Origin of the sequence: Paraburkholderia sp. J10-1, assembly GCF_905220165.1 — a bacterium.
Classification (GTDB): domain Bacteria; phylum Pseudomonadota; class Gammaproteobacteria; order Burkholderiales; family Burkholderiaceae; genus Paraburkholderia.
Genome location: NZ_CAJMYW010000016.1, coordinates 90,980 through 113,903, shown reverse-complemented (window position 1 = coordinate 113,903; position 22,924 = coordinate 90,980). Strand labels below are relative to the sequence as shown.

Here is a 22,924-nt window from a genome sequence, read left to right as displayed (position 1 = left end):
CTGTGCAAAAAATCAAGGTTCTCTGCGTCGACGATTCGGCGCTGATCCGCAGTTTGATGACGGAGATCATCAACAGTCAGCCCGACATGACGGTCGTCGCCACCGCGCCGGATCCGCTCGTCGCGCGCGAGCTGATCAAGCAGCACAACCCCGACGTGCTCACGCTCGACGTGGAAATGCCGCGCATGGACGGCCTCGACTTCCTCGAGAAGCTCATGCGCCTGCGGCCGATGCCGGTCGTGATGGTGTCGTCGCTGACCGAGCGCGGCAACGAAATCACGCTGCGCGCGCTCGAACTGGGCGCGGTCGACTTCGTGACGAAACCGAAGGTCGGCATTCGCGACGGCATGCTCGACTACGCGGAAAAGCTCGCCGACAAGGTGCGCGCCGCCGCCCGCGCCCGCGTGCGCGCGCACCATGCGCCCGCCGCTGCCGCAGCAGGTGGCGCCGCGCCCGCTCACGCCGCCGCGCAGGCAGCGAGCCCGGCGCCGATGATCAACAACCGGCTCGTCTCGACCGAAAAGCTCGTGATCGTCGGTGCGTCGACGGGCGGCACCGAGGCGATCCGCGAAGTGCTGCAGCCGCTGCCGCCCGACGCGCCCGCGGTGCTGATCGCGCAGCACATGCCGCCGGGGTTCACGAAGTCGTTCGCACAGCGCCTGAACGGGCTGTGCCGCATCACCGTCAAGGAAGCGGAGCACGGCGAACGTGTGCTGCCCGGCCATGCCTACATCGCGCCGGGCCATGCCCACCTCTTGCTCGCACGCAGCGGGGCGAACTACATCGCGCATCTGTCCGACGACCCGCCGGTCAACCGGCACCGTCCGTCGGTCGATGTGCTGTTTCGCTCGGCGGCGCTGCATGCGGGCAAGAACGCCATCGGCGTGATTCTGACGGGCATGGGCCGCGACGGTGCGGCCGGGCTGCTCGAAATGCGTCAGGCCGGGGCGTACACGCTCGCGCAGGACGAGGCGAGCTGCATCGTGTTCGGCATGCCGCGCGAAGCCATTGCAATGGGCGGCGCCGACGAAATCGCCTCGCTTGCAGATATGAGCCGGCGCGTGATGACCCGCCTCGCCTCGATGGGCGACCGGGTCCAGCGCGTCTGATGAACAACCAATATCGAGAGATCGTGTTGGCCGCAAACGCTTGCACGATCGCTCGCGATTAATTTATCTGGATAGGCAGTGCGCTTCTCTGGATAATTGCCCGGGTTTTCGCCTGGAGGAATGGAACGTGATGGATAAGGGAATGAAGATTCTGGTGGTGGACGACTTTCCGACGATGCGCCGGATTGTCCGCAACCTGCTGAAGGAACTGGGCTACTCGAACGTCGACGAAGCCGAAGATGGCGCAGCGGGCCTCGCACGCCTGCGCGGCGGCAACTACGAGTTCGTGATCTCCGACTGGAACATGCCGAACCTCGACGGTCTCGCCATGCTCAAGGAGATCCGCGCCGACGCGAACCTGACGCATCTGCCGGTGCTGATGGTGACGGCGGAGTCGAAGAAGGAAAACATCATCGCAGCGGCGCAAGCAGGCGCGAGCGGCTACGTGGTGAAGCCGTTCACGGCCGCCACGCTCGACGAGAAGCTCAACAAGATTCTCGAGAAGCTGGCCAAGACGGGGAGCTGACGTGAACGAGCCCATCAGTGCGCAACCCGATGAGTGGCCGGAAGGCGAGGGCGCCGAGCCGCTCCCGCAGCCTCCCGAGTTCGACTTCGCGCCGCCCGCCGCGGGCGAGGCGAGCGAGCTGGCGACGGACCGCATCCTCGCGCGCATCGGCCACCTGACTCGCAGCCTGCGCGACTCGATGCGCGAACTCGGCCTCGACAAGCACGTGGAGCGCGCCGCCGAGGCGGTGCCCGACGCGCGCGACCGGCTGCGTTATGTCGCGAACATGACCGAGCAGGCCGCCGAGCGCGTGCTGACCGCAATCGATATCGCCAAGCCGCTGCAGGAAACGCTCGAGCACGACGCGAAGGAGCTGACGAGCCGCTGGGCGACGTGGTACGACGCGCCGATCGGCCGCGAGGAAGTGCGCCAGCTGATGGACGACACGCGCGCCTTTGTGGACGGCGTGCCGCAAGCCACCGCGGCGACCAACCAGCAGCTGCTCGAGATCATGCTCGCTCAGGACTTCCAGGACCTGACGGGTCAGGTGATCAAGAAGATCATGGACGTGGTCTATCTGATCGAGCAGCAGTTGCTCACCGTGCTGGTCGAGAACATCGCGCCGGAGCGGCGCGAGCAGTTCGCGGCGACGGCGGCGGCGCTTGCCGAGACCCAGAGCAGCACGGGCAGCCCCGAAGGCCTGCTCAACGGCCCGCAGATCAATCCGGAAGGCAAGACCGACGTGGTGCAGGACCAGGCGCAGGTCGACGATCTGCTCGCTAGCCTCGGCTTCTGACCTGGCGCGGTTGGCCGACCGGCAGCTAGCCGTTCGGTTAGCTGCCGCACGGCGTCCAAGGCGGGCATACTAGTGCTCATGCCTTCGTGCCCGGCCGCGACGAGCGTCGCGGTGGTGGAACGAAGCTGAGCCAGCCGTTGCCCGTCCTGCTGCCCCTCGCCGCGACGTTCCCGCGCGGCCCGACAGCGCATGGTGCAACGCGCCATCGCCGGAGGGAGGGGACGCCTTGTATCCATACACATCGTTCTGTGGCAAGGCGGCGCGTCGGTTCGCGCGCCGCGCCGCAACCCGCTGCGCGCCAGGTGTGGCGCTTCCCGCTTCACTGCTTTGCGCACTGCTCGCGGCGCCCCCGGCGCAAGCCGCGCTCGGCGGCGCACCCATGCCCACACCGGCGGGCGCGAGCGTGAGCACCCTGAGCGCCGCCTCGGCGGCCGCCGCGACCGGCAACGCGTCCGCCGTTGCGCGCGCAGCGGTGCAAGCGGCGACTTCCGGCGCCTCCGCGACCTCCACCTACACCGTCCAGCAGACCACGCTCGCCAACGGCACCGTCGTGCGCGAGTATCTCACGCCGGCCGGCACGGTATTCGGCGTTGCCTGGGACGGTCCGCAGATGCCCAATCTCGCCACGCTGCTAGGCAGCTACTTTCCCCAATACACGGCCGGGGTGAAGGCGAGCCACGCCGCCGGTCTCGTGCGCGGGCCGGGCGTGGTCGAAAACTCGAACGTCATCGTGCATTCGGGCGGCCACATGGGCGCCTTCTCCGGGCAGGCATGGCTGCCGCAGGCACTGCCTGCAGGCGTCAGCGGCTCCGATATCCAGTGACGAGCGGAGGCCGAACGTGCTGACTTCAGTGCTGACTTCACGCGATTCGCGCAGCGTGTGGCTGCGCCCTTTCCAGTTCCTTTCGACCGTCGCGCTCGTGGCTTTCGTTTCGCTTGTCGCCGCCTGCGGAGGCGGGGGCGGCAGCAATAGCAGCAGTTCGAGCGGCAGTAGTGGCGGCAGCGGCAGTGGCGGCTCCGCGGTGCCCAGTCCCACGCAGCAGCCCACTGCGTCCACCGCCGCGAACACGGTGGCCGTCACCGTGAACAGCGGACTGACCGGCACGCTGCCCAACATCCCCACCGTTAGCGTGACGATTTGCAAGGCCGGCACGAGCACCTGCGAGACCGTCGACAACGTTCAGGTGGATACGGCGTCGTTCGGCCTGCGTCTGCTCGCGTCGGCGCTGCCGAACGTGCTGAACTCGCTGCCCACCACCACGGTCAGCGGCGGCACGCTCGCCGAGTGCACGGCCTTTGCGGACGGCTTTACGTGGGGCACCGTGCGTTCCGCCGACGTCAAGCTCGCCCAGGAGACGGCGTCCAACATTCCGATCCAGGTGATCGGCGACCTGGCCTCGAACACGGTGCCGCAGGCCTGCGCGGGCATCGGCAACGCGCAGAACACGGTGCAGGAACTGGGCGCGAACGGCATTCTCGGTATCGGCGTGGCGCCTTATGACACCTTCGGCAACTACTACGCTTGTCCAAACAACACGAACTGCGTCGCGGCCACGGTCGCGCAAACGCAGCTCGTGGCCAATCCCGTGCCCAAGTTCGGCACGGACGGCAACGGCGTGATTCTGGAGATGGCGCCCGTGTCTGACAGCGGAGCGCCCAGCGCGACGGGCACGCTCGTGTTCGGCATCGGCACGCAGTCGAACAACGCGATGACCGCCTCGCAAAGCTTCGTCACGGACTCATCGGGCAGGCTCAGCTCGACCTTCAACGGGCGCACGCTTCAGACCTTCCTCGACTCGGGTTCGAACGCGATCTTCTTCGCCGACAGCAGCCTGCCGCAGTGCGGCGGCAATCTCGGCACGTTCTACTGCCCCTCGTCCACGCAGTCCTTCAGCGCGGCGCTCGTTTCCAATAACGGCGCGACGTCCGGCACCGCGGCCTTCAATGTCGCGAATGCCAACAGCCTGCTCGGCAGCGGCGCGAACTATGCGGCCAATAACCTGGCCGGGCAGTTCGGGTCGTCGGCAGCCCTCGACCTCGGGTTGTCGTTTTTCTACGGCCGCTATGTCTACTACGGCATGGACATGACCGCTTCCGGCGGCAAGGCGCCGTTTGTGGCGTACTGAAGCGGTGCACTGAAGCGGTGCACTGAAGCGGCGCACTGAGCGCGCCTGGCGGCGCGCGAGCGCGTTGCGCGTCGCGCGCTGCCGTTCGCCGATGATGGCGCCCCGTTTCCATCGGCCGAAATACCCTGATTTACCCGGCTTACTCCGTCAATCGCCGCTTGCCTTGCGCGGCAATAATCGCTGTCACTGAAAAAGGGCGCGCGCGAGCCGCGCAGCCGCGACGAGCGGCGCGCGCCCACGACCGGAGCATGCGTGGCTGAGGACAGCGACCTCGATAAAACCGAATCCGCCACTCCCAAGCGCCTCGAAAAGGCGCGGGAGGAGGGGCAGGTTCCGCGTTCCCGGGAGCTATCCACGTTCGCGTTGCTCTCGGCGGGCTTCTTTGGCGCGTGGATGCTTTCGGGAACGATCGGCTCCCATCTGCAAGCCATGTTGCGCTCGGCGTTCACGTTCAACCATGCCGACGCGTTCGAAACGCGGCGCATGCTCATTGGCGCGGGGCTTTCCGCGCGCGAGGGGTTCCTCGCGGTCATCCCGGTGCTCGCGCTCACGGGCGTGGCGGCGCTCGTCGCGCCCATGGCGCTCGGCGGCTGGCTGATCTCGACGAAGCTGCTCGAACCGAAATTCGAGCGTCTGAACCCGATCACAGGCATTAGCCGCCTCTTTTCCGTCAACGGGCTGATCCAGCTTGGCATGTCGACCGTGAAGACGGCCGTGGTCGGGGTGATCGGCGGCTCTGCGCTGTGGAACCATCGCGACGAAATCCTCGGCCTCGCGATGCAGCCTGCGCCGCGCGCTTTCGTCGACGGCATGCATCTGATCGCGGTGTGCTGCGGCATGACGGTCGCGGGCATGTTCTTTGTCGCGGCAATCGATGCGCCCTACCAGGTCTGGTCGTACTACCGCCGGCTGCGTATGACCAAGGAAGAGGTCAAGCGCGAGCACCGCGAGAACGAAGGCGATCCGCACGTGAAGGGTCGCATTCGCCAGCAGCAGCGCGCCGCCGCTCGCCGCCGCATGATGACCCAGGTGCCCAAGGCCGACGTGGTCGTGACCAACCCGACGCACTTCGCCGTCGCGCTCAAGTACGCCGATGGCGAGATGCGCGCGCCAAAGGTCGTCGCGAAGGGCGTGAACCTCGTGGCCGCGCGCATCCGCGAGATCGCCACCGAGAACAACGTGCCGCTGCTCGAAGCGCCGCCGCTTGCCCGCGCGCTCTACTACAACGTCGACCTCAATCGCGAAATCCCGGGGCCGCTCTATGGCGCGGTTGCGCAGGTGCTCGCGTGGGTCTATCAGCTCAAGCGCTTTCGCGAACATGGCGGCGACGTGCCGATGGAGCCGACCGACCTCGACGTGCCGCCCGATATGGACAAGGGCGCAGTGAGCGACGCCGACGAAGCGAGCGAAGCCGACGAAGCCCTCACGCCAGATGAGCGCACGGCCGCCGAGGCCGCGAATCGCACCAACGCAAATACCGCATCGAACAACGCCGGACGCGCCGACACGAACCCGGCGCGCGACGGCACTGAAGGAGCAACAGAATGAACGCCCGCACCGGTTTTCTCGCGCGGCGCCCGGAGATGCTGCAAGGCACGAATCTGCGCGCGCTGGCGGGACCGATCCTGATCTGCATGATCCTCGGCATGATGATCCTGCCGTTGCCGCCGTTCCTGCTGGATCTGCTGTTCACCTTCAACATCGCGCTCTCGGTGATGGTGCTGCTCGTCAGCATGTACACCATGAAGCCGCTCGACTTCGCGGCCTTCCCGAGCGTGCTGCTGTTCTCCACGCTGCTGCGGCTTTCGCTGAACGTGGCCTCCACGCGTATCGTGCTGCTCGAAGGCCACACCGGCCCGGGGGCAGCTGGCCAGGTGATCGAATCGTTCGGCCACTTCCTCGTGGGCGGCAACTTCGCCGTGGGTATCGTGGTGTTCGTGATCCTCATGGTCATCAACTTCATGGTGATCACGAAGGGCGCGGGCCGTATCGCCGAAGTCTCTGCGCGCTTCACGCTCGACGCGATGCCCGGCAAGCAGATGGCGATCGACGCCGACCTGAATGCGGGTCTCATCAACGAAGATGCGGCGAGAAAGCGCCGTACCGAGATCGCCCAGGAGGCGGAGTTCTACGGGTCGATGGACGGCGCGAGCAAATTCGTGCGCGGCGACGCCATTGCCGGCCTGCTCATCATGGTCATCAACATCGCCGGCGGCCTGATCGTAGGCGTGGTGCAGCACGGCATGCCGTTCAGCTCGGCGGCCGAGACCTACACGCTGCTCACCATCGGTGACGGCCTTGTCGCGCAGATCCCGTCGCTCATCATTTCGACGGCGGCCGGTGTGATCGTTTCCCGCGTGGGCACCAACGAGGACATTGGCACGCAGCTGACCGGCCAGCTCTTTACGAATCCGCGCGTGCTTTTGATCACGGGCTCGATCATCTGCATGATGGGTCTGATTCCGGGCATGCCGCACTTTGCGTTTCTGCTGCTCGGCGGCGGCGCGATCCAGCTTGGCCGCACGATGAAGAAGAACGCCGAGGCGAAGAAGGCGAGCGCCGTGGTCGCGGATACCGCGCCCGCTGCGCTCGCGCCGGCCGAGAACACCGAGGCGACCTGGGACGACGTGGCGCTTATCGACACGCTCGGCCTCGAAGTGGGCTACCGCATCATTCCGCTCGTCGACAAGAACACCGACGGCGAGCTGCTCAAGCGCATCAAGAGCATTCGGAAGAAGTTCGCGCAGGAAATCGGCTTTTTGCCGCCTGTCATCCATATTCGCGACAACCTGGAACTGCGCCCGAACGCCTACCGCATTGCGTTGAAGGGCGTGGAAGTCGGCACGGGCGAGGCCTATCCGGGCCAGTGGCTCGCGATCAACCCGGGCCAGGTGAGCGCGGTGCTGCCGGGCACGCCGACCACGGACCCGGCGTTCGGCCTGCCCGCCGTGTGGATCGATTCGAACGTGCGCGAGCAGGCGCAGGTGTTCGGTTACACGGTGGTCGATTCGAGCACGGTGGTGGCGACGCACCTGAATCACCTCGTCGTCATGCACGCGGCCGAGCTGCTCGGCCGCCGCGAGGTCCAGGCGCTGCTCGAGCGCGTGCAGAAGGACACGCCTTCGCTCGTGGACGATCTCGTGCCGAAGGTGCTGCCGGTCACGACGCTGCAGAAGGTGCTGCAGAACCTGCTGGAAGAAGGCGTGCCGATTCGCGACATGCGCACGATCATGGAATCGCTCGCGGAGCACACGCCTCGCATTACCGACGCGCACGATCTGACAGCGGCGGTGCGCATTTCGCTTGGCCGCGCGATCACGCAGCAATGGTTCCCCGGCAACGCCGACATGCAGGTCATGGGTCTCGATGCGAACCTCGAGCGCGTGCTTTCGCAAACGCTCACCTCGGGCCCGAACCCCGGCCTCGAACCGGGTCTCGCGCATACGCTGCTCACGCAGACGGAGCAGGCGATGGCGCGTCAGCAAGCGCTGGGCCTCTCGCCCGTGATGCTCGTGCAGCACGCGTTGCGCCCCATGCTCTCGCGCTTCCTGCGCCGCAGCTTGCCGCAACTGAAGGTGCTGTCGTATGCCGAAGTGCCGGATACGCGCAACGTGAAGGTGGTGAATGTGATCGGGGCGCATTGATCGCGCCGGGCGCGTTGCCCACCGGATCGAGGAAAAGCCCGCTTTGGCGGGCTTTTTCGTTAGTCGAGCCGCGTGCGGGCGTGGCGTAAAGCCAGCCTGGAGGCCTCCACACGCCACTTCTCCCACTCGCGCACCTCTCGCGCCGATTCCGCGAATTACCCGCATTTCTCCGCCCTGATCCATCGATCATGGGGGCCCCACCTTCGAAATAATTCCAACATCGGAAAAGGCTTTGCGAGCGACGCACGGCCGGCAGCAATCCAGCGCCATTCCAGCAACAGACGACCGGCGGCGGCATCAGCCGCTTACCTCATCAGGGGCTCAGCTTGAACATTCGCAAATTCATCGGTGGCACCAGCCGCGACGCGTTACGGCTCGTACGCGAAGCGTTGGGTGCGGACGCCGTCGTTCTGTCGAACCGCACGCTCGACGACGGCAGCGTTGAAATCGTCGCGCTCGCGGACCGCGATCTCGCGGCGATCGCGCCGGCCGATGCTGCCGCGGCCCAAGCGCTGGTTGGCTTGAGCGGCCAGGGTGGTCAAGGCGGCGCGTTCGCGCAGCCCTCCGCCATGACGCAAATGCCGCGCTCACCGCGCGCTGCGCCCGGCGCACCGGCTGCGCTCGCCGCCCCGATCGGCGCGGCGAACCCCTACGCGAGCGGCATGCCGGACGTGTTCTCATCGGTGTTCGGCGCGAGCCCGGAAGTGGGCGCCGAAAACGGCGGCGCGAATGCCGACGCCGATACGCCGGATGGCGATCACGCCGCCGACACCGCTGTCTCGCTCGGCCAGGCAACGGGCCAGGCACCGGCGGCAGCGTCCGCCGCAGGTGGGTCGCTTTCGCCTTCGTCGCGCGCCGCGGCAGGCCAGCAGGCCGCGCAATCGGCGATGCCGCCGACGCTGCATGCCGCGCTGCAGGCAACGCAATCGCAGCAAACGGTGCCGCACGCGCACTCGCCGCTGCAAATGGCGCTGCAGGCCGCGACCGAGTCGCTTGCCACATCCGCCTTTGCGCCATCGTTTGCGTCCATGACGCCGGCCGCGAACGCCAACGCCCCGGCCGCCGCCCGCGAAGCCGCGGCGCGCCTCGAGCAGGCCGCCGCCGCGAGCGCGAGCGATGCGCCGCGCACGATGGCCGAGTCGAACCCCTGGCTCATCGATCACGCTCGCCGTATCGCAAACCAGCAGAACGCTCCGCGCGTGCCGGGCATGACGCCCGCGGCCGCAGCCGCACGCGGTCTTGGCAATGTCGCCGATCCGGTGCTGCCGCCCGATGTGGACGCCAGCACGCCCGACTGGGCGCTCGAGGCCGCGCACGTCGCCGCGCGCCGCGCAGCACAGCGCCTCGGCCACGGCCCGGAAGCCGCGGGTCCCGCGCCCGGCAGCCGCAACGCGCAGGGCGCCGACGCGGCACAGACCGTGAGCGAAGCGATCCGCGCGCGCATCGAGCAAGTCGTCAACGAAACCGTGATGAACGAACTCGCCTCCATGCGCGGCATGATGGAAGAGCAGTTCGCGGGCCTCCTGTGGGGCGAACGCCAGCGCCGCAGCCCGGTGCAAGGCGCGCTCACCAAGCAGCTGTTCGCCGCGGGCTTTTCGGCGCAGCTCGTGAAGATGATGATCGACCGCCTGCCCGAAGTCGAAACCGAAGAAGCCGGCATGGAATGGCTCCAGTCGGTGCTCGAATCGAACCTGCCGGTGCTCGAAGACGAAGAGGCGCTCATGGAGCGCGGCGGCGTGTTCGCGCTGATGGGCCCGACCGGCGTAGGCAAGACCACGACCACGGCGAAGCTCGCCGCGCGCTGCGTGATGCGCTTCGGCGCGAGCAAGGTCGCGCTCCTCACCACCGACAGCTACCGTATCGGCGGCCACGAGCAACTGCGCATCTTCGGCAAGATCCTCGGCGTTTCGGTGCACGCGGTGCGCGACGGCGCGGACCTCCAGCTCGCCCTCACCGAGCTCAAGAACAAGCACATCGTGCTGATCGACACGATCGGCATGAGCCAGCGCGACCGCGCCGTGGCCGACCAGATCGCCATGCTGTGCGGCGCCGGCCGCCCGGTGCAGCGCCTGCTGCTGCTCTCGGCGACCAACCACGGCGACACGCTCAACGAAGTCGTGCAGGCCTACCAGAGCGGCCCGGAAAACGCGCCGCTCACGGGCTGCATCCTCACCAAGCTCGACGAGGCGACCAACCTCGGCAGCGCGCTCGACACGGTGCTGCGCTACAAGCTGCCGGTGCATTACGTCTCGACGGGCCAGAAGGTCCCCGAGAACCTTTACGTGGCGACGCGCCGCTTCCTGATCCGCAGCGCGTTCTGCATACCGCGAGAGAGCTCGCCGTTCGTGCCGCACGAAGACGATATCCCGGCGCTGCTGTCGGCACTCTCGACGCGTTCGAATTCGCAGGCTCCCGAGGTCAGGTTTGGATAAGTTCGTAATCGATCAGGCTGAAGGGCTGCGGCGGCTCCTCGCGCGCGAAGGCTCGCGCGTGGTCGCGGTCACAGGCGGCGCGGGTTCGCCCGGCCGCACGACCGCCGTGGTCAATCTCGCGGCGGCGCTCACCGCGCAGGGTAAGGACGTGCTCGTGATCGACGAGTGCCTCGGACCCCGCTCGGTCTGCTCGCTGGTGGGCAATGTGCGCGGCGCAGGCAACTTCGCCGCCGTGATGCGCGGCGAGCGCACGCTCGACGAAGCCGTGGGGCGTCACGCACTCGGCTTCGGCGTGCTGGCCGCCTCGCGCGACAACCGCGCGCAGTACACGTCCGCGCAACTGCAAAAAGTCATTTCGGGCCCCGCGGACATCGTGTTGATCGACGCGCAGCTCGATGCCGAAGGCGCGCTCTCGCCGCTCGCCATGCACGCGCATGACGTGCTGATCGTCATGCGCATCGGTGCGCAGTCGATCACGGATGCGTATGCGTGCATGAAGCGGCTGCACTTCGCGCATGCGATCGCACAGTTCCGCGTGCTTGCGAATCATGTCGCGAATGCGAGCGACGCGCACACCGCAATCGAAAACCTCGCCGGGGTGGCGAGCCGCTACCTGAGCGTGTCGCTCGAAAGCGCCGGATGCGTCGCCGCCGATCAGCACATGGCGCAGGCGCTCAAGCTCGCGCGCTGCATCGTCGATGCGTTTCCTTCGACGAACGCCGCGCGCGACTTCCGGCACGTGGCCGCCGAACTGCCGCACTGGCCCATGCGACCCGCGGTTTCGGCGTGCTCGCCGGCCACGGCGCGCGCCAGCGCCGCATTCGTCCCCGCGGACGAAGCACACGAAGCGGCGGGCGACGCACCCGCCGACGACCTGGACGGCGTGCCGCGAGACGGCGTCCAGCTACACGCTACGCATGCAACAAACGCCGCACACAGCGCGCTCGCCGCGAACGCCGATTCGTTCGTAGCCAGCGTGACGGGTGTGCATCCCGCACCCAACGCAACATCCGCGTCCGCACCGGCCCATGTGGGCTGGCGGACCGATACGCCCGCGCAGCGCACGTCGCCGCAGCACGTCTGACGTGCTCACGACGACGCCAATCAGGGACATGAGAAGTGGAGAGCACGATGTATAACGCTCAAGGAAAAATTTCGCAGGCCGACGTGCTTGCGAAGTACGCGCCGCTCGTCAGACGGCTCGGCTTGCAGCTCGTGGCCAAGATGCCGGCGAGCGTGGACCTCGACGACCTGATCCAGGCCGGCATGATCGGCCTGCTCGACGCGGCCAACCGCTACAAGGAAGATCAGGGCGCGCAGTTCGAGACCTACGCGAGCCAGCGCATTCGCGGCGCGATGCTCGACGAGCTGCGCAGCAACGACTGGCTGCCGCGCAGCCTGCGCCGCACCTCGCGCGAAGTCGAAAGCGCGGTGCACCAGGTGGAGCAGCGGCTCGGGCGCTCGGCGAGCGAAACGGAGATCGCCGAGCATCTGAGCATGCCGCTCGACGAATACCAGAGCATGCTGCAGGACCTGCATGGCAGCCAGCTCATCTATTACGAAGACTTCGACCGCTCCGCCGAGGACGAACCGTTCCTCGACCGCTATTGCGTCGATCACTCGGACCCGCTTTCGGCGCTGCTCGACGACAGCCTGCGCGGCGCGCTCGTCGAAGCGATCGAGCGGCTGCCCGAGCGCGAGAAGCTGCTCATGTCGCTCTACTACGAGCGCGGCATGAACCTGCGCGAAATCGGCGCGGTGATGGAGGTGAGCGAGTCGCGCGTGTGCCAGCTGCACAGCCAGGCGGTGGCGCGCCTGCGCACTCGGCTGCGCGAGATGGCGTGGGCCGGCCAGGAGAATTGAGGCGGTAGACGCCGCGCCTTCGCTGGCGTGGGCTGGGTTGCGGTGAAAGAGCCGGGGTGCGGGAGCGCTCCGGCTTTTTTGTTTGGCGGGCAGTTCGAATTGCGTGGTGCCAATTTGTCACCACGCGTGATATAGTGGCTCCACTCCGTCAATGGAGAGCGACGCGAACGTGAACCGCGGGCCGCGCATCCGCCAAACGATGTAGGCGTGTGCCAGGCCCGAAAAAAGGATGAACAATGGCTATCAACAACGGTATGGAAAACTCCAGCCGCGGGCGAATCACTGCCCGGTTGAGCGCGGAGAAACAGGAAATCCTGCAGCTTGCTGCAGACCTTTCGGGCAGCACCCTCAACCAGTTTATTGTGCAGGCCGCGCTTCGGGCCGCGGAGCAGGTTATCGAGCAGGAAGAGGTCATTCGTTCCATTCGCCTGACGATGGACGAATCGAAGCGCTTCTTCGCTTTGCTGGACGAGCCGCCGAAGCCCAATGAAGCGCTGCAGCGCGCGATGGCTCGTTTCAGGAAGAACAAGAGTGCAAACGCAGATTCGTCAGCTGAGGGAGAGCGATGACCGCAGCAGCTTCGACTGTGGCGTCGACTCGATGAGCGAATGGATTCGCCACGTAGCGAGTCAGCACCAAAAGAAGAATCTATCTCGCACTTACGTTGCAGCGGTGTCGTCCGCGCCGCGCACGATTGCGGGCTACTACGCCCTTGCGGCGACAGCGGTAGAAACGCAGGGAATGCCGGCCGCACGGCTGCCGAGGAGCGTGTCCGCAGTCCTGCTCGCCCGGCTGGCGGTAGACAGGCGGCACCAGGGCCTGGGCCTTGGCGAATATCTGCTGATGCACGCACTGGATGTTGTTCTGACGACGGCGGAGTCGGTGGGCGTGCAGTGTGTTCTCGTCGATGCGCTCGATGAGAACGCAGCGGGCTTCTATCGGAAATACGGATTTGAGCCGTTCACCGATGCGCCGCGCAGACTCTTCCTGCCGGTCGCGACGATCAAGCAGGCATGAAAATCTGAAGGCGATCCGTTGCCCCAAACAAAAAAGCCGAAGCGGCAACGCTTCGGCTTTTGTCTTTGGCGAATCCCTGGTGAGCGCCGCTTACAGCCCGAACGCCGGCAGCCGCCCATCGGGGCCGTACAGCATCGCGCCGTTGCCCGTTTCGCCGCGCAGGATCGCGAGCGCGCGGCGGTTATGTTCCATGCGCGTGCGGATCATCATGCCGATCGTGAGATTCTTGCGGCGCGCGCGTTCGGTCGAACCCTTGAGCAACTCCCACTGGCTCGCGAGACGCGTGTCGCCGTCGCAGGCCATTTCGATGCCTTTGCGGCCGCCGGGGAGGCCGAGGCCTGCCAGCTGCGCGTCGCGCGCCTTTTCGAGGCCTGCGAGACGCTGCGTGAGCGTCGTCTTCTGCTCGACGATTTGCGGGAGCGCCTCCATGCCGTCGGCCGACACGAGCGCCTTTTCTTCATAGGCGAGCAGCGACGCGAACGCCTCAACCGTGGCGTGTTCGTCGATCAGTGTGGCCAACAGGGCATCTTTCATTGCAAGGCACCAAAAAAGCGAAGTGTGCGCGGCGCTCGTGCGTCGAACGTCAGTTAGCCGACGTCGGCTTAACGAGGTCGCGGGCGGTCTGAATCACGCCGTCGGCAATCTTGCCGGAATCGATCTGCAGCGTGCCGTTGCGGATCGCGTCCTTGATCGACTGCACGTGTGCCGTGTCGATGTCGGCGGAGCCGCTCGCGGCGAGCGAGCGCATCGTCGACGACAGCGACGAGAGGTTCACGTTCGCGCCCGCAGCGCTCGTGCTGCTTGCCGCGCCGGAGGTGGCCGCGCTGTCGGTGCTGGCGGCGCTTACGCCGCTCGAATCGGCTTGCGAGCGCGCAAGGCCATCCTGCAGCGGGCGCGGATCATTGCGGGTGGAGGAGTCAACTTTCACGATGGGCTTTCCTGATCGATTTGACCTTGATAACGGCATAGGTCGGGCCGAACTTTAGCCGAAAATCCCACCGTTACATGCTGTTACGTGTGCTGGCGCACAAAGCCGGAAACCGCCGGATCGGGCCGCCGGTTGGGGCTGAAACCGCCTCGATCCGGCCCTTACCAGATCTTGCTGAGCCTAGATTTGCACCTGCACGGTGCCGGCGTCCTTGACCACGCCCGAGATGATCTGGCCGCCGCTCGTGCGCACGCGCACCTGCTGGCCGGGTTCGGCGTTGTTCAGCGCGCTGCCTTCGGCGGAGATCGTGAAGTTGCTGCCCACGGCGATCACCTTGACGGTTTGTCCGATCACGACCGAAGCCGCGCTGCGCAGCATGTCGGTGCGCAGCGGCAGGCCCGCGGCAATACGCGCGAGCGCGACGGCGCCCGTTGCCTGGTTGGGATCGGTGATGATGGTTTGCGGCAGGTTCGCGAGGTCGCCCGCGCGCGGCATGAAGTCCGCGGCCGAGAGGGCCTCGCCCGCGCCGATCTGGCGCGAGGCCACGTAGTAAGTCACGTCCACGGCAATGCGCGCGCTCAAATAGAGCGTCCACGGCTTCGCGCCGATGCAGCGCACGCCCACGGTCGTGTGGCCATACGTGCGCGCGCCCGGCGGCATGAACGGTTCGAGCGAGGTGCAGGCCGCGAGGCCGCGCGGGAACACCGGCGCGACCGTAATGTTCACGTGGCCCGGCAGGCCCGCCGACTGCTGCTGCAGGAAGGTGAGCGCGACGGCGCGAATCGATTCGCCGTCCTGCTGACCGGGCGGTACGGTCTGCACGCTCGTGGCGACGGCGCTGGTATTCGGATTGGGCGGCGCGCTGGCGCTTGCATTGGCAACCGGCTTCGCGCCAGCATCGACGACTACGGCGGCGACACGGTTAGCGGTGCCTGGCAAGCTCACGCGCTGGAGCGTGCCTGCGTTGTTCGGGTTGGCCGGCGGCACGCGCACGGGCTGAGCGCTCGCACCCGGCGAGGGTATCGTGACGATGCGCGGCGCGTTGCCTTGGGGCGCGCGTTCGCCGGGACCCGGAATCGTGATCATGCCGTTCGAGTCGACGCCCGCGCGCGCGTCCTCGGGTACGCCGCGCGAATTCAGATCGGCGTAACTGGCCGCGCGCAGCGGCGCGGCGTCACTGGCGGGTGCATTGGTGGCGGCATTCGTGGCGGCATTCGTGGCGGTATTGCCGGCCGTAGCCGCCGCAGGCTTCTTCGCGTTGCTGGCGAGCAGCGCGTTCATCTGCGCGGCGTCGGCGCCCGCGCGGTCGCCGTTGCCCGCAATAAAGATCTGGCCGCCCGCGCCCTCGGGCTGCGGTGCGGTTTGCGCCGCCGTTTGCGCCGCAGTTTGCGCATGAGCGAGCGCGCCACCCAGGGCGCAGCCAAGCACGCACGTCCAGGACACGCTCCACGACAGCGCGCGCGCACGCCGCTTCAGGCCCGCGTCGGGCCTGCGCAAAGAGGCAGTTTGCGGCATCGTCGTTCTCCATCGAATGCATTGACACGCTTCGCATTCTAGGCGGCCGCCCCCGCGCGCTTGCGTCGAATAGAGGGGCGCTTTACCGGCTATTCGTCCGATTGGTTCTTGCCACCCCCGCCTAATATTCCACTCCATGCGCAAAGGCCTTCGGGTCACGCGCCTAACGTTTGCGCCGGTTTCTTCGCCGATGGCGAGCCTGCCGCGCTCACGCCGAATCCTTTTTCGCTTCACGGAGAACGCCCGATGCTGGACAAACTCGATGCCGAATTCGCCTTTGGGCGCGAAGCGCTCGATGTGCGCGCCACGCGGCAGGCATTGATCTCTTCGAACATCGCGAACGCCGACACGCCGGGCTACCAGGCGCGCGACGTGGACTTCTCGGCTTCGCTTGCGGGCGCGCTGCGCCAGCAAGGCGCCGGCGGCACGGCGGGCATGGCGGCCACCTCGGGCGGCAACGTCCAGCCGCTCGCCATGGCGCAGCCCGCGGGCGTGACGAGCGGCATGCAGATGGCGTCCACGGAGTCGGGCCACATGGCCGGCGACGCGAAGCTGATCCCGACCGGCGGCCCGGCCGACACCTACAAGAGCCAGCTCATGTTCCGCACGCCGGTGCAGCCCGCGCTCGACGGCAACACGGTCGATCTCGACACCGAACGCGTGCAGTTCGCCGACAACGCGCTGCACTTCGAGTCGGGCATGACGGTGGTCTCGCAGCAGATCAAGACGATGTTGTCCGCGATCACCTCGGGCTCGAGCTGATCGGCGCGCGAGCGAAGCGGCAATACGTACGCAACAACGAAGCCATGAACGACCAACGCGCGCGCGACGCGCACCTGATGTGAGGTCAACGAAACCATGCCATCCCTGATGAACATTTTCAGCGTTGCGGGCTCCGCCATGACGGCGGAATCGCAGCGTCTGAACGTGACGGCGTCCAATCTCGCCAACGCCGACAGCACGACCGGCCCCGACGGCCAGCCGTACAAGGCGAAGCAGGTCGTGTTCGCGGTCAACCCGCTCGGCGGCGCGCGCACGGCCTCGGGCCAGCAGGTGGGCGGCGTCAGGGTGACCGGCGTGGTGGACGACCCCACGCCCATGAAGCAGACCTACGACCCCGACAGCCCTTCCGCCAACGCGGACGGCTACGTGACGATGCCCAACGTCGATCCGGTGCAGGAGATGGTGAACATGATCTCGGCGTCGCGCTCGTACCAGGCCAACGTCGAAACGCTGAACACCGCCAAGCAGTTGATGCTCAAGACGCTCACCATCGGTACGTAAAGCGGGTACTTGAAGCGGCGAACTGAAGCACAGCACGCACGACACAGTAATACAGAGACCAGCGGGCGCGAAACGAAGCCGCGCCCGCCACCACCACACGCCAAGCACGAAGCGCAATCGAGGGAGAACGCGTTGAGTTCCAGCAACACAACCATCGGCGGCAGCACCGCCACCGTGTCGCAGCAACTGCTCGACACCATGAACGGCACGAGCTCGTCGAGTTCGGCGTCGTCGAGCGGCACGAGCGCGAGCGACCTGCAGACCACCTTCCTGCAACTGCTCGTCGCGCAGCTGCAGAACCAGGATCCGACCGATCCGATGGACAGCTCGCAGATGACCTCGCAGCTCGCCCAGATCAACACGGTGTCGGGCATCCAGCAGCTCAACACGTCGCTGTCGTCGCTTTCCACGCAGCTTTCGGCGGGCCAGAACGCGCAGGCTGCGCTGCTCATTGGCTCGACCGTGCTCGCAGCGGGCAGCAGCGCCACGGTGTCGAGCGGCACGGCGCCGCAGCTTGGCGTGACGCTGCCTTCGGCGGTGTCGGACGTGAAGCTCACGATCACGAACTCGGCAGGCCAGGTCGTCAACACGCTCGACCTCGGCGCGCAGTCGGCCGGCACCGTGCCGGTCACCTGGAACGGCAAGGACACCTCGGGCAACACGGTCGCCGACGGCACCTACACGATCAGCGCCACGGCGACGACCAACGGCCAGTCCGCCACGGCCACCGCGCTCGTCGCGAGCCAGGTGCAGGGCGTGGTCCAGCAGTCGGACGGCACGGCGAGCCTCTCGCTCGCCAACGGCAAGACGGTCCCGCTTTCGAGCGTGGGCGCCATTCTCTGAACTCGATAATCAACGCGATAAGCGCGGAGTAGACAAACATGGGCTACCAGCAAGGATTGAGCGGCCTCGCCGCGTCGTCGAACGACCTCGACGTGATTGGCAACAACATCGCCAACGCGAACACGACCGGGTTCAAGGAAAGCACGGCGCAGTTCGCCGATGTCTACGCGAACACCATCGCCACTTCGGTCGGCAACCAGATCGGTCTGGGCGCCGCGCTCTCGACGGTGCAGCAGGACTTCTCGCAGGGCACGATCAACACGACGGGCCAGGCGCTCGACGTCGCGATCAATGGCAACGGCTTCTTCCAGATGTCGAACAACGGCACGATCACGTACTCGCGTAACGGCGTGTTCCAGCTCGACAAGAACGGCTATATCACCGACGCGCAGGGCAACGACCTGATGGGCTATGCCGCCAGTTCGACCGGCGTCATCAACACGGCGCAGACCGTGCCGCTCCAGGTGCCGACGACCAATATCGCGCCGGTCGCGACACAGAACGTCACGGCGCAACTGAACCTGAACGCGCAGGCGACTGCCCCGACGGACGCGACGTTCTCCCCGACCGACTCGAACAGCTACAACTACTCGACCTCGATCACGGGCTATGACTCGCTCGGCGGCGCGCAGACGATCAACCTGTACTTCGTGCAGAGCGCCACCGGCTCGGCCGAGGTGTACGCGGTCAACAACGGCACGACGACCGATCTCGGCCAGATGAGCTTCAACGCCTCGGGCGCGCTCTCGGGCACGACCGATCCGGCAGGGGTGGCGACGGCCGCGACCGGCCAGTTCCAGCTCACCATTAACCCGACCGACGGCGCCTCGTCCCAGACCGTCAATATCAACTTCACGGGCACGACCCAGTACGGCAGCGCCTCGGGTGTGAACAATCTCGCCCAGGACGGCTACGCGAGCGGCACGCTCTCGAACTTTTCGATCGGCGCGGACGGCACGATTACCGGCAACTACTCGAACGGCCAGACCATGTCGCTCGGCCAGATCGTGCTCGCCAACTTCAACAACCCGAACGGCCTCCTGAACCTGGGCGGCAACCAGTTCCAGGTGACGGCCGCCTCGGGCGTGGCGCAGGTCTCGACGCCGGGCAGCACGAACCACGGCACGCTCACGGGCGGCGCGCTCGAAGGGTCGAACGTCGACCTGACGAACCAGCTCGTCGACCTGATCACGGCACAGCGCAACTACCAGGCGAACGCGCAGACCATCAAGACGCAGCAGACCGTCGACCAGACGCTGCTGCAGATGTAACGCGCCTAACCACGTACCGGGCACATCATGGACCGACTGATCTATACCGCGATGACGGGCGCGAGCCAGGCGCTCGAGCAGCAGGCCGTCGTCGCGAACAACCTCGCGAACGTCTCGACCACGGGCTTTCGCGCGCAGCTCGCCAACTTTCGCGCCGTGCCGATGTCGTTCGGCGACGGCTCGACGGTGAACGACCAGACCACGCGCACCTTCGTGCTGTCGGCGACGCCTGGCTCGGACATGACGCCCGGTGCGATCTCGCACACCGGCAACCCGCTCGACATCGCCATCCAGGGCCAGGGTTTCATGGCCGTGCAAACCGCGGACGGCAACGAGGCCTACACGCGTGCGGGCAACCTGCACGTCGATGAGAACGGCCAGCTCGTCACCGCCGCCAACCAGCAGGTGATCGGCGGCGGCGGCCCGATCGCGGTGCCGCCGGGCTCGGCGATCACGATCGGCAAGGACGGCACGGTTTCGGCCATCGCGCCGGGCAGCCCCGCCAACGCGATCGCGATGATCGACCAGATCAAGTTCGTCAACCCGCCGGCCGGTGCGCTCACGCGCGGCGACGACGGCCTGTTCCACACGGCGGACGGCAATCCCGCCGACGCGGACCAGACCGTCCAGGTCGCGACCGAGTCGGTCGAGGGCAGCAACGTGAACCCGGTGGCGGCGATGGTCTCGATGATCACCAACGCGCGCCAGTTCCAGATGCAGACCAAGCTGCTCCAGAACGCCGACCAGAACGAGCAGAGCGCGAACCAGCTGCTCAACTTCAGCTAAGCCATTTCAAGTTAAATGAAGGCCGCTTCGCGCCGCACGACGCGCGCGAGGCCGGACCGGGAGAAAGACACCGTGAACCGATCGCTTTACATCGCCGCCACCGGCATGCAGGCCCAGCAGTCGCAGATGGACGTGATCTCGAACAACCTCGCGAACGTGAGCACCAATGGTTTCAAGGGCTCGCGCGCGGTGTTCGAGGACCTCATGTACCAGACGCTGCGCCAGCCGGGTGCGAACTCCACCCAGCAAACCGAACTGCCTTCCGGCAGCCAGGTGGGCACGGGCGTGCAGCAGGTGGCGACCGAGCGTCTCTACACGCAGGGCAACCTGCAGCAGACCGGCAACTCGAAGGACGTGGCGGTCAACGGCGCGGGCTTTTTCCAGGTGCAGATGCCCGACGGCACGACGGCCTATACGCGCGACGGCTCGTTCCAGACCAACTCGCAAGGCCAGCTCGTGACGGCGAGCGGCTACCAGGTGATCCCGGCGATCACGGTGCCAGCCAACGCCACCTCGCTCACCATCGGCAGCGACGGCGTGGTGACGGTCACGACGCCGGGCACGGCCAACAACACGACCATCGGCACGCTTCAGCTCGCCATGTTCATCAACCCGGCCGGTCTCCAGTCGAACGGGCAGAACCTGATGTCGGAAACGGCGTCGTCGGGCGCGCCCACGGTTTCCACGCCGGGCCAGAACGGTTCGGGCACGCTCAACCAGGGCTACGTGGAATCGTCGAACGTGAACGTGGTGCAAGAGCTCGTGAACATGATCGAGACGCAGCGCGCCTACGAAATCAACAGCAAGGCGGTCACCACTTCTGACCAGATGCTGCAAACCCTCAGCCAGATGCAGGTCTGAGGCTGAGTCCCTGGTCAATCAAGTCGGTGAAGAATATGTCGCAGTCCGTTCGAAACCATCCTCGCATCCGCGCACGGCGGCCGGGCCATGCCCGAGCGCTCGTGGCGGGTGTGGCGCTCGCGATGCTGGCGGGCTGCGCCTACATTCCCAACCGGCAGCCTATCGTGCAGCAGCCGATGACGGCCGTGCCGCCCCCGCCGCCCACGAACAATTCGCCGGGCGCCATCTACAACCCGGGCTACGCGGGTCGGCCGCTTTTCGAGGACCAGCGTCCGCGCAATACCGGCGACATCCTCACGATCGTCATTTCCGAAAACATCAACGCGACCAAGTCATCGGGCGCGAACACCAAGCGCGGCACCAGCACGAGCGTAGCGGGCACCGCGAACTTCCTGCCGGGCTTCTTCAACCGCGCGAACCTGAATACGACGGGCGCGAACCAGTTCGACGCCACGGGCGGCGCGAACGCCTCGAACACGTTCACGGGCGTCATCACCGTGACCGTCACGAACGTGCTGCCCAACGGCAATCTCGTCGTGTCCGGCGAGAAGCAGATGCTCATCAACCAGGGCAATGAATACGTGCGCTTTTCCGGCGTCGTCAATCCGAACACCGTTGCCGGAGACAACTCCGTGCTCTCGACCGACGTCGCCGACGCGAAGATCGAATACTCCGCGAAAGGCGTGATCGACGAAGCAGAGACGATGGGCTGGCTGCAACGCTTCTTCCTGAACATCGCGCCATGGTAAAGATCCGCTTCCATCGTTCGCGCCGTTCGCGCATGAAGGACGTGCTCGCCGCCCTGGGCGTGGCGTTCGGTTTCGTCGTTGCGTGCGGCGCGCTCGTCGCCTATGCGACGCCCGCGCGCGCCGAGCGCGTGAAAGACCTCGCGACCTTCCAGGGCGTGCGCGACAACCCGCTCATCGGCTACGGCCTCGTGGTGGGTCTCGACGGCACCGGCGACCAGACGACCCAGGCGCCGTTCACCACGCAAACGCTCGCGAACATGCTCGCGAACCTCGGCATCTCGATCAACAACACGTCGAGCTCGTCGGGTTCCTCCTCGACGCTCAACAACATGCAGCTGAAGAACGTCGCCGCGGTGATGGTGACGGCCGTGCTGCCGCCGTTCGCGCGGCCGGGCGAACAAATCGACATCACGGTGTCCTCGCTCGCCAACGCGAAGAGCATTCGCGGCGGCACGCTGCTGCTCACGCCGCTCAAAGGCGCCGACGGGCAGGTCTATGCGCTCGCGCAGGGCAACGTGGCCGTGGGCGGCGCGGGTGCCTCGGCCAACGGCAGCAAGGTGCAGGTGAACCAGCTCGCCGCGGGCCGCATCTCGGGCGGCGCGATCATCGAGCGCTCGGTGATTTCGCCGGTCTCGCAGCAGGGCGGCCTCCTCACGCTGACCGTCAATGACATGGACTACGACACGACGCAGCGCATCGTTTCGGCCGTCAACAACATGTTCGGCCCGGGCACGGCCTCGCCGCTCGACGGCCGCACGATCCAGGTGCACGGCCCGGCCGATCCGGCCTCGCAGGTGGGTTTCATCGCGCAGATCCAGGACCTCAACGTGAACCCGGCCACGCCGGCTGCGAAGGTGATCCTGAACGCGCGCACCGGCTCGATCGTCATGAACCAGATGGTCACGCTCGAGAGCTGCGCGGTCGCGCACGGCAATCTCTCGGTCGTCGTGAACACGCAAACGGCGGTGAGCCAGCCCGGCGCGTTCTCCAATGGCCAGACGGTGGCGACACGCCAGTCGCAGATCCAGTTGAAGCAGGACAACGGATCGCTCAAGCTCGTCACGGCGGGCGCAAATCTCGCCGAGGTCGTGAAGGCGCTCAACGCGCTCGGCGCGACGCCGGCGGACCTGATGTCGATCCTGCAGGCGATGAAGGCAGCAGGCGCACTGCGCGCCGACCTCGAGATCATCTAAGG

The 22,924-nt window shown here is 66.6% G+C and carries 22 protein-coding genes and 1 pseudogene; 20 read left to right on the top strand and 3 right to left on the bottom strand.

The window, feature by feature from the left end; genetic code table 11:
• Positions 1-2: 2 nt before the first annotated feature.
• The 12 genes and pseudogenes from U5A65_RS33310 (at position 3) to U5A65_RS33255 (ending at position 13,492) form a co-directional block, all read left to right on the top strand.
• Complete coding sequence (locus tag U5A65_RS33310; protein WP_321915354.1) at positions 3-1,109, top strand: chemotaxis response regulator protein-glutamate methylesterase; 1,107 nt, start codon at positions 3-5, stop codon at positions 1,107-1,109.
• Between the two features lie 130 nt (positions 1,110-1,239).
• Positions 1,240-1,635: a chemotaxis response regulator CheY gene (gene cheY, locus U5A65_RS33305; RefSeq protein ID WP_321915353.1), complete on the top strand. Its 396-nt coding sequence runs from the start codon at positions 1,240-1,242 to the stop codon at positions 1,633-1,635.
• Between the two features lies 1 nt (position 1,636).
• Positions 1,637-2,410: a protein phosphatase CheZ gene (gene cheZ / locus U5A65_RS33300; RefSeq protein ID WP_321915352.1), complete on the top strand. Its 774-nt coding sequence runs from the start codon at positions 1,637-1,639 to the stop codon at positions 2,408-2,410.
• A 304-nt stretch (positions 2,411-2,714) separates the two neighbouring features.
• Entirely contained in the window at positions 2,715-3,233 is a 519-nt protein-coding gene (locus tag U5A65_RS33295; protein ID WP_321915385.1) for a DUF2844 domain-containing protein, read from the top strand.
• Between the two features lie 16 nt (positions 3,234-3,249).
• Positions 3,250-4,536, top strand: coding sequence for a DUF3443 domain-containing protein (locus tag U5A65_RS33290; RefSeq protein WP_415766061.1), 1,287 nt, complete (start codon positions 3,250-3,252; stop codon positions 4,534-4,536).
• Positions 4,537-4,788: 252 nt separating this feature from the next.
• A complete protein-coding gene (flhB, locus tag U5A65_RS33285) occupies positions 4,789-6,084 on the top strand; it encodes a flagellar biosynthesis protein FlhB (RefSeq protein WP_321915351.1) in 1,296 nt (431 codons plus the stop codon).
• Positions 6,081-8,180, top strand: coding sequence for a flagellar biosynthesis protein FlhA (gene flhA / locus U5A65_RS33280; protein ID WP_321915350.1), 2,100 nt, complete (start codon positions 6,081-6,083; stop codon positions 8,178-8,180). Before flhB ends, flhA begins: the two co-directional genes overlap by 4 nt.
• Positions 8,181-8,506: 326 nt before the next feature.
• Entirely contained in the window at positions 8,507-10,612 is a 2,106-nt protein-coding gene (gene flhF / locus U5A65_RS33275; protein WP_321937062.1) for a flagellar biosynthesis protein FlhF, read from the top strand.
• Positions 10,605-11,387, top strand: a pseudogene (locus U5A65_RS33270) (MinD/ParA family protein); the annotation flags it as partial. The gene flhF and the pseudogene U5A65_RS33270, both read left to right, overlap by 8 nt.
• A 356-nt stretch (positions 11,388-11,743) precedes the next feature.
• Complete coding sequence (locus U5A65_RS33265; RefSeq protein ID WP_158759173.1) at positions 11,744-12,475, top strand: RNA polymerase sigma factor FliA; 732 nt, start codon at positions 11,744-11,746, stop codon at positions 12,473-12,475.
• A gap of 236 nt (positions 12,476-12,711) precedes the next feature.
• Entirely contained in the window at positions 12,712-13,044 is a 333-nt protein-coding gene (locus U5A65_RS33260) for a DUF1778 domain-containing protein (protein ID WP_158758885.1), read from the top strand.
• Entirely contained in the window at positions 13,007-13,492 is a 486-nt protein-coding gene (locus tag U5A65_RS33255; protein WP_321948966.1) for a GNAT family N-acetyltransferase, read from the top strand. Before U5A65_RS33260 ends, U5A65_RS33255 begins: the two co-directional genes overlap by 38 nt.
• A 90-nt stretch (positions 13,493-13,582) precedes the next feature.
• Here the strand turns inward: U5A65_RS33255 and U5A65_RS33250 are convergent, their stop codons facing one another.
• From U5A65_RS33250 to flgA, 3 genes are all read right to left on the bottom strand, one after another.
• A complete protein-coding gene (locus tag U5A65_RS33250) occupies positions 13,583-14,026 on the bottom strand; it encodes a flagellar protein FlgN (RefSeq protein ID WP_321915347.1) in 444 nt (147 codons plus the stop codon).
• A 49-nt stretch (positions 14,027-14,075) separates the two neighbouring features.
• Complete coding sequence (gene flgM, locus U5A65_RS33245; protein WP_321915346.1) at positions 14,076-14,420, bottom strand: flagellar biosynthesis anti-sigma factor FlgM; 345 nt, start codon at positions 14,418-14,420, stop codon at positions 14,076-14,078.
• 180 nt (positions 14,421-14,600) lie between these two features.
• Entirely contained in the window at positions 14,601-15,935 is a 1,335-nt protein-coding gene (gene flgA, locus U5A65_RS33240; protein ID WP_321948965.1) for a flagellar basal body P-ring formation chaperone FlgA, read from the bottom strand.
• 246 nt (positions 15,936-16,181) lie between these two features.
• Between flgA and U5A65_RS33235 the strand changes: the two genes are divergently transcribed.
• From U5A65_RS33235 to U5A65_RS33200, 8 genes are all read left to right on the top strand, one after another.
• Positions 16,182-16,697 (top strand): flagellar basal body protein, encoded by a 516-nt coding sequence (locus U5A65_RS33235; RefSeq protein ID WP_321915344.1) that lies wholly within the window; start codon positions 16,182-16,184, stop codon positions 16,695-16,697.
• 96 nt (positions 16,698-16,793) lie between these two features.
• Positions 16,794-17,219, top strand: coding sequence for a flagellar basal body rod protein FlgC (gene flgC / locus U5A65_RS33230; protein ID WP_321915343.1), 426 nt, complete (start codon positions 16,794-16,796; stop codon positions 17,217-17,219).
• 198 nt (positions 17,220-17,417) lie between these two features.
• A complete protein-coding gene (locus U5A65_RS33225; protein WP_321948977.1) occupies positions 17,418-18,062 on the top strand; it encodes a flagellar hook assembly protein FlgD in 645 nt (214 codons plus the stop codon).
• Between the two features lie 38 nt (positions 18,063-18,100).
• Positions 18,101-19,333 carry a flagellar hook protein FlgE gene (gene flgE / locus U5A65_RS33220; protein ID WP_321915342.1) on the top strand — a complete coding sequence of 411 codons (1,233 nt, stop codon included), beginning with the start codon at positions 18,101-18,103 and terminating at the stop codon, positions 19,331-19,333.
• A gap of 27 nt (positions 19,334-19,360) precedes the next feature.
• Positions 19,361-20,119, top strand: coding sequence for a flagellar basal-body rod protein FlgF (flgF, locus tag U5A65_RS33215; RefSeq protein ID WP_321915341.1), 759 nt, complete (start codon positions 19,361-19,363; stop codon positions 20,117-20,119).
• Between the two features lie 72 nt (positions 20,120-20,191).
• Complete coding sequence (flgG, locus tag U5A65_RS33210) at positions 20,192-20,980, top strand: flagellar basal-body rod protein FlgG (protein ID WP_321915340.1); 789 nt, start codon at positions 20,192-20,194, stop codon at positions 20,978-20,980.
• A 35-nt stretch (positions 20,981-21,015) separates the two neighbouring features.
• Positions 21,016-21,729: a flagellar basal body L-ring protein FlgH gene (locus U5A65_RS33205; RefSeq protein WP_321915339.1), complete on the top strand. Its 714-nt coding sequence runs from the start codon at positions 21,016-21,018 to the stop codon at positions 21,727-21,729.
• A gap of 32 nt (positions 21,730-21,761) precedes the next feature.
• Positions 21,762-22,922, top strand: coding sequence for a flagellar basal body P-ring protein FlgI (locus U5A65_RS33200; RefSeq protein WP_321915382.1), 1,161 nt, complete (start codon positions 21,762-21,764; stop codon positions 22,920-22,922).
• The last annotated feature ends 2 nt before the right edge of the window (positions 22,923-22,924 follow it).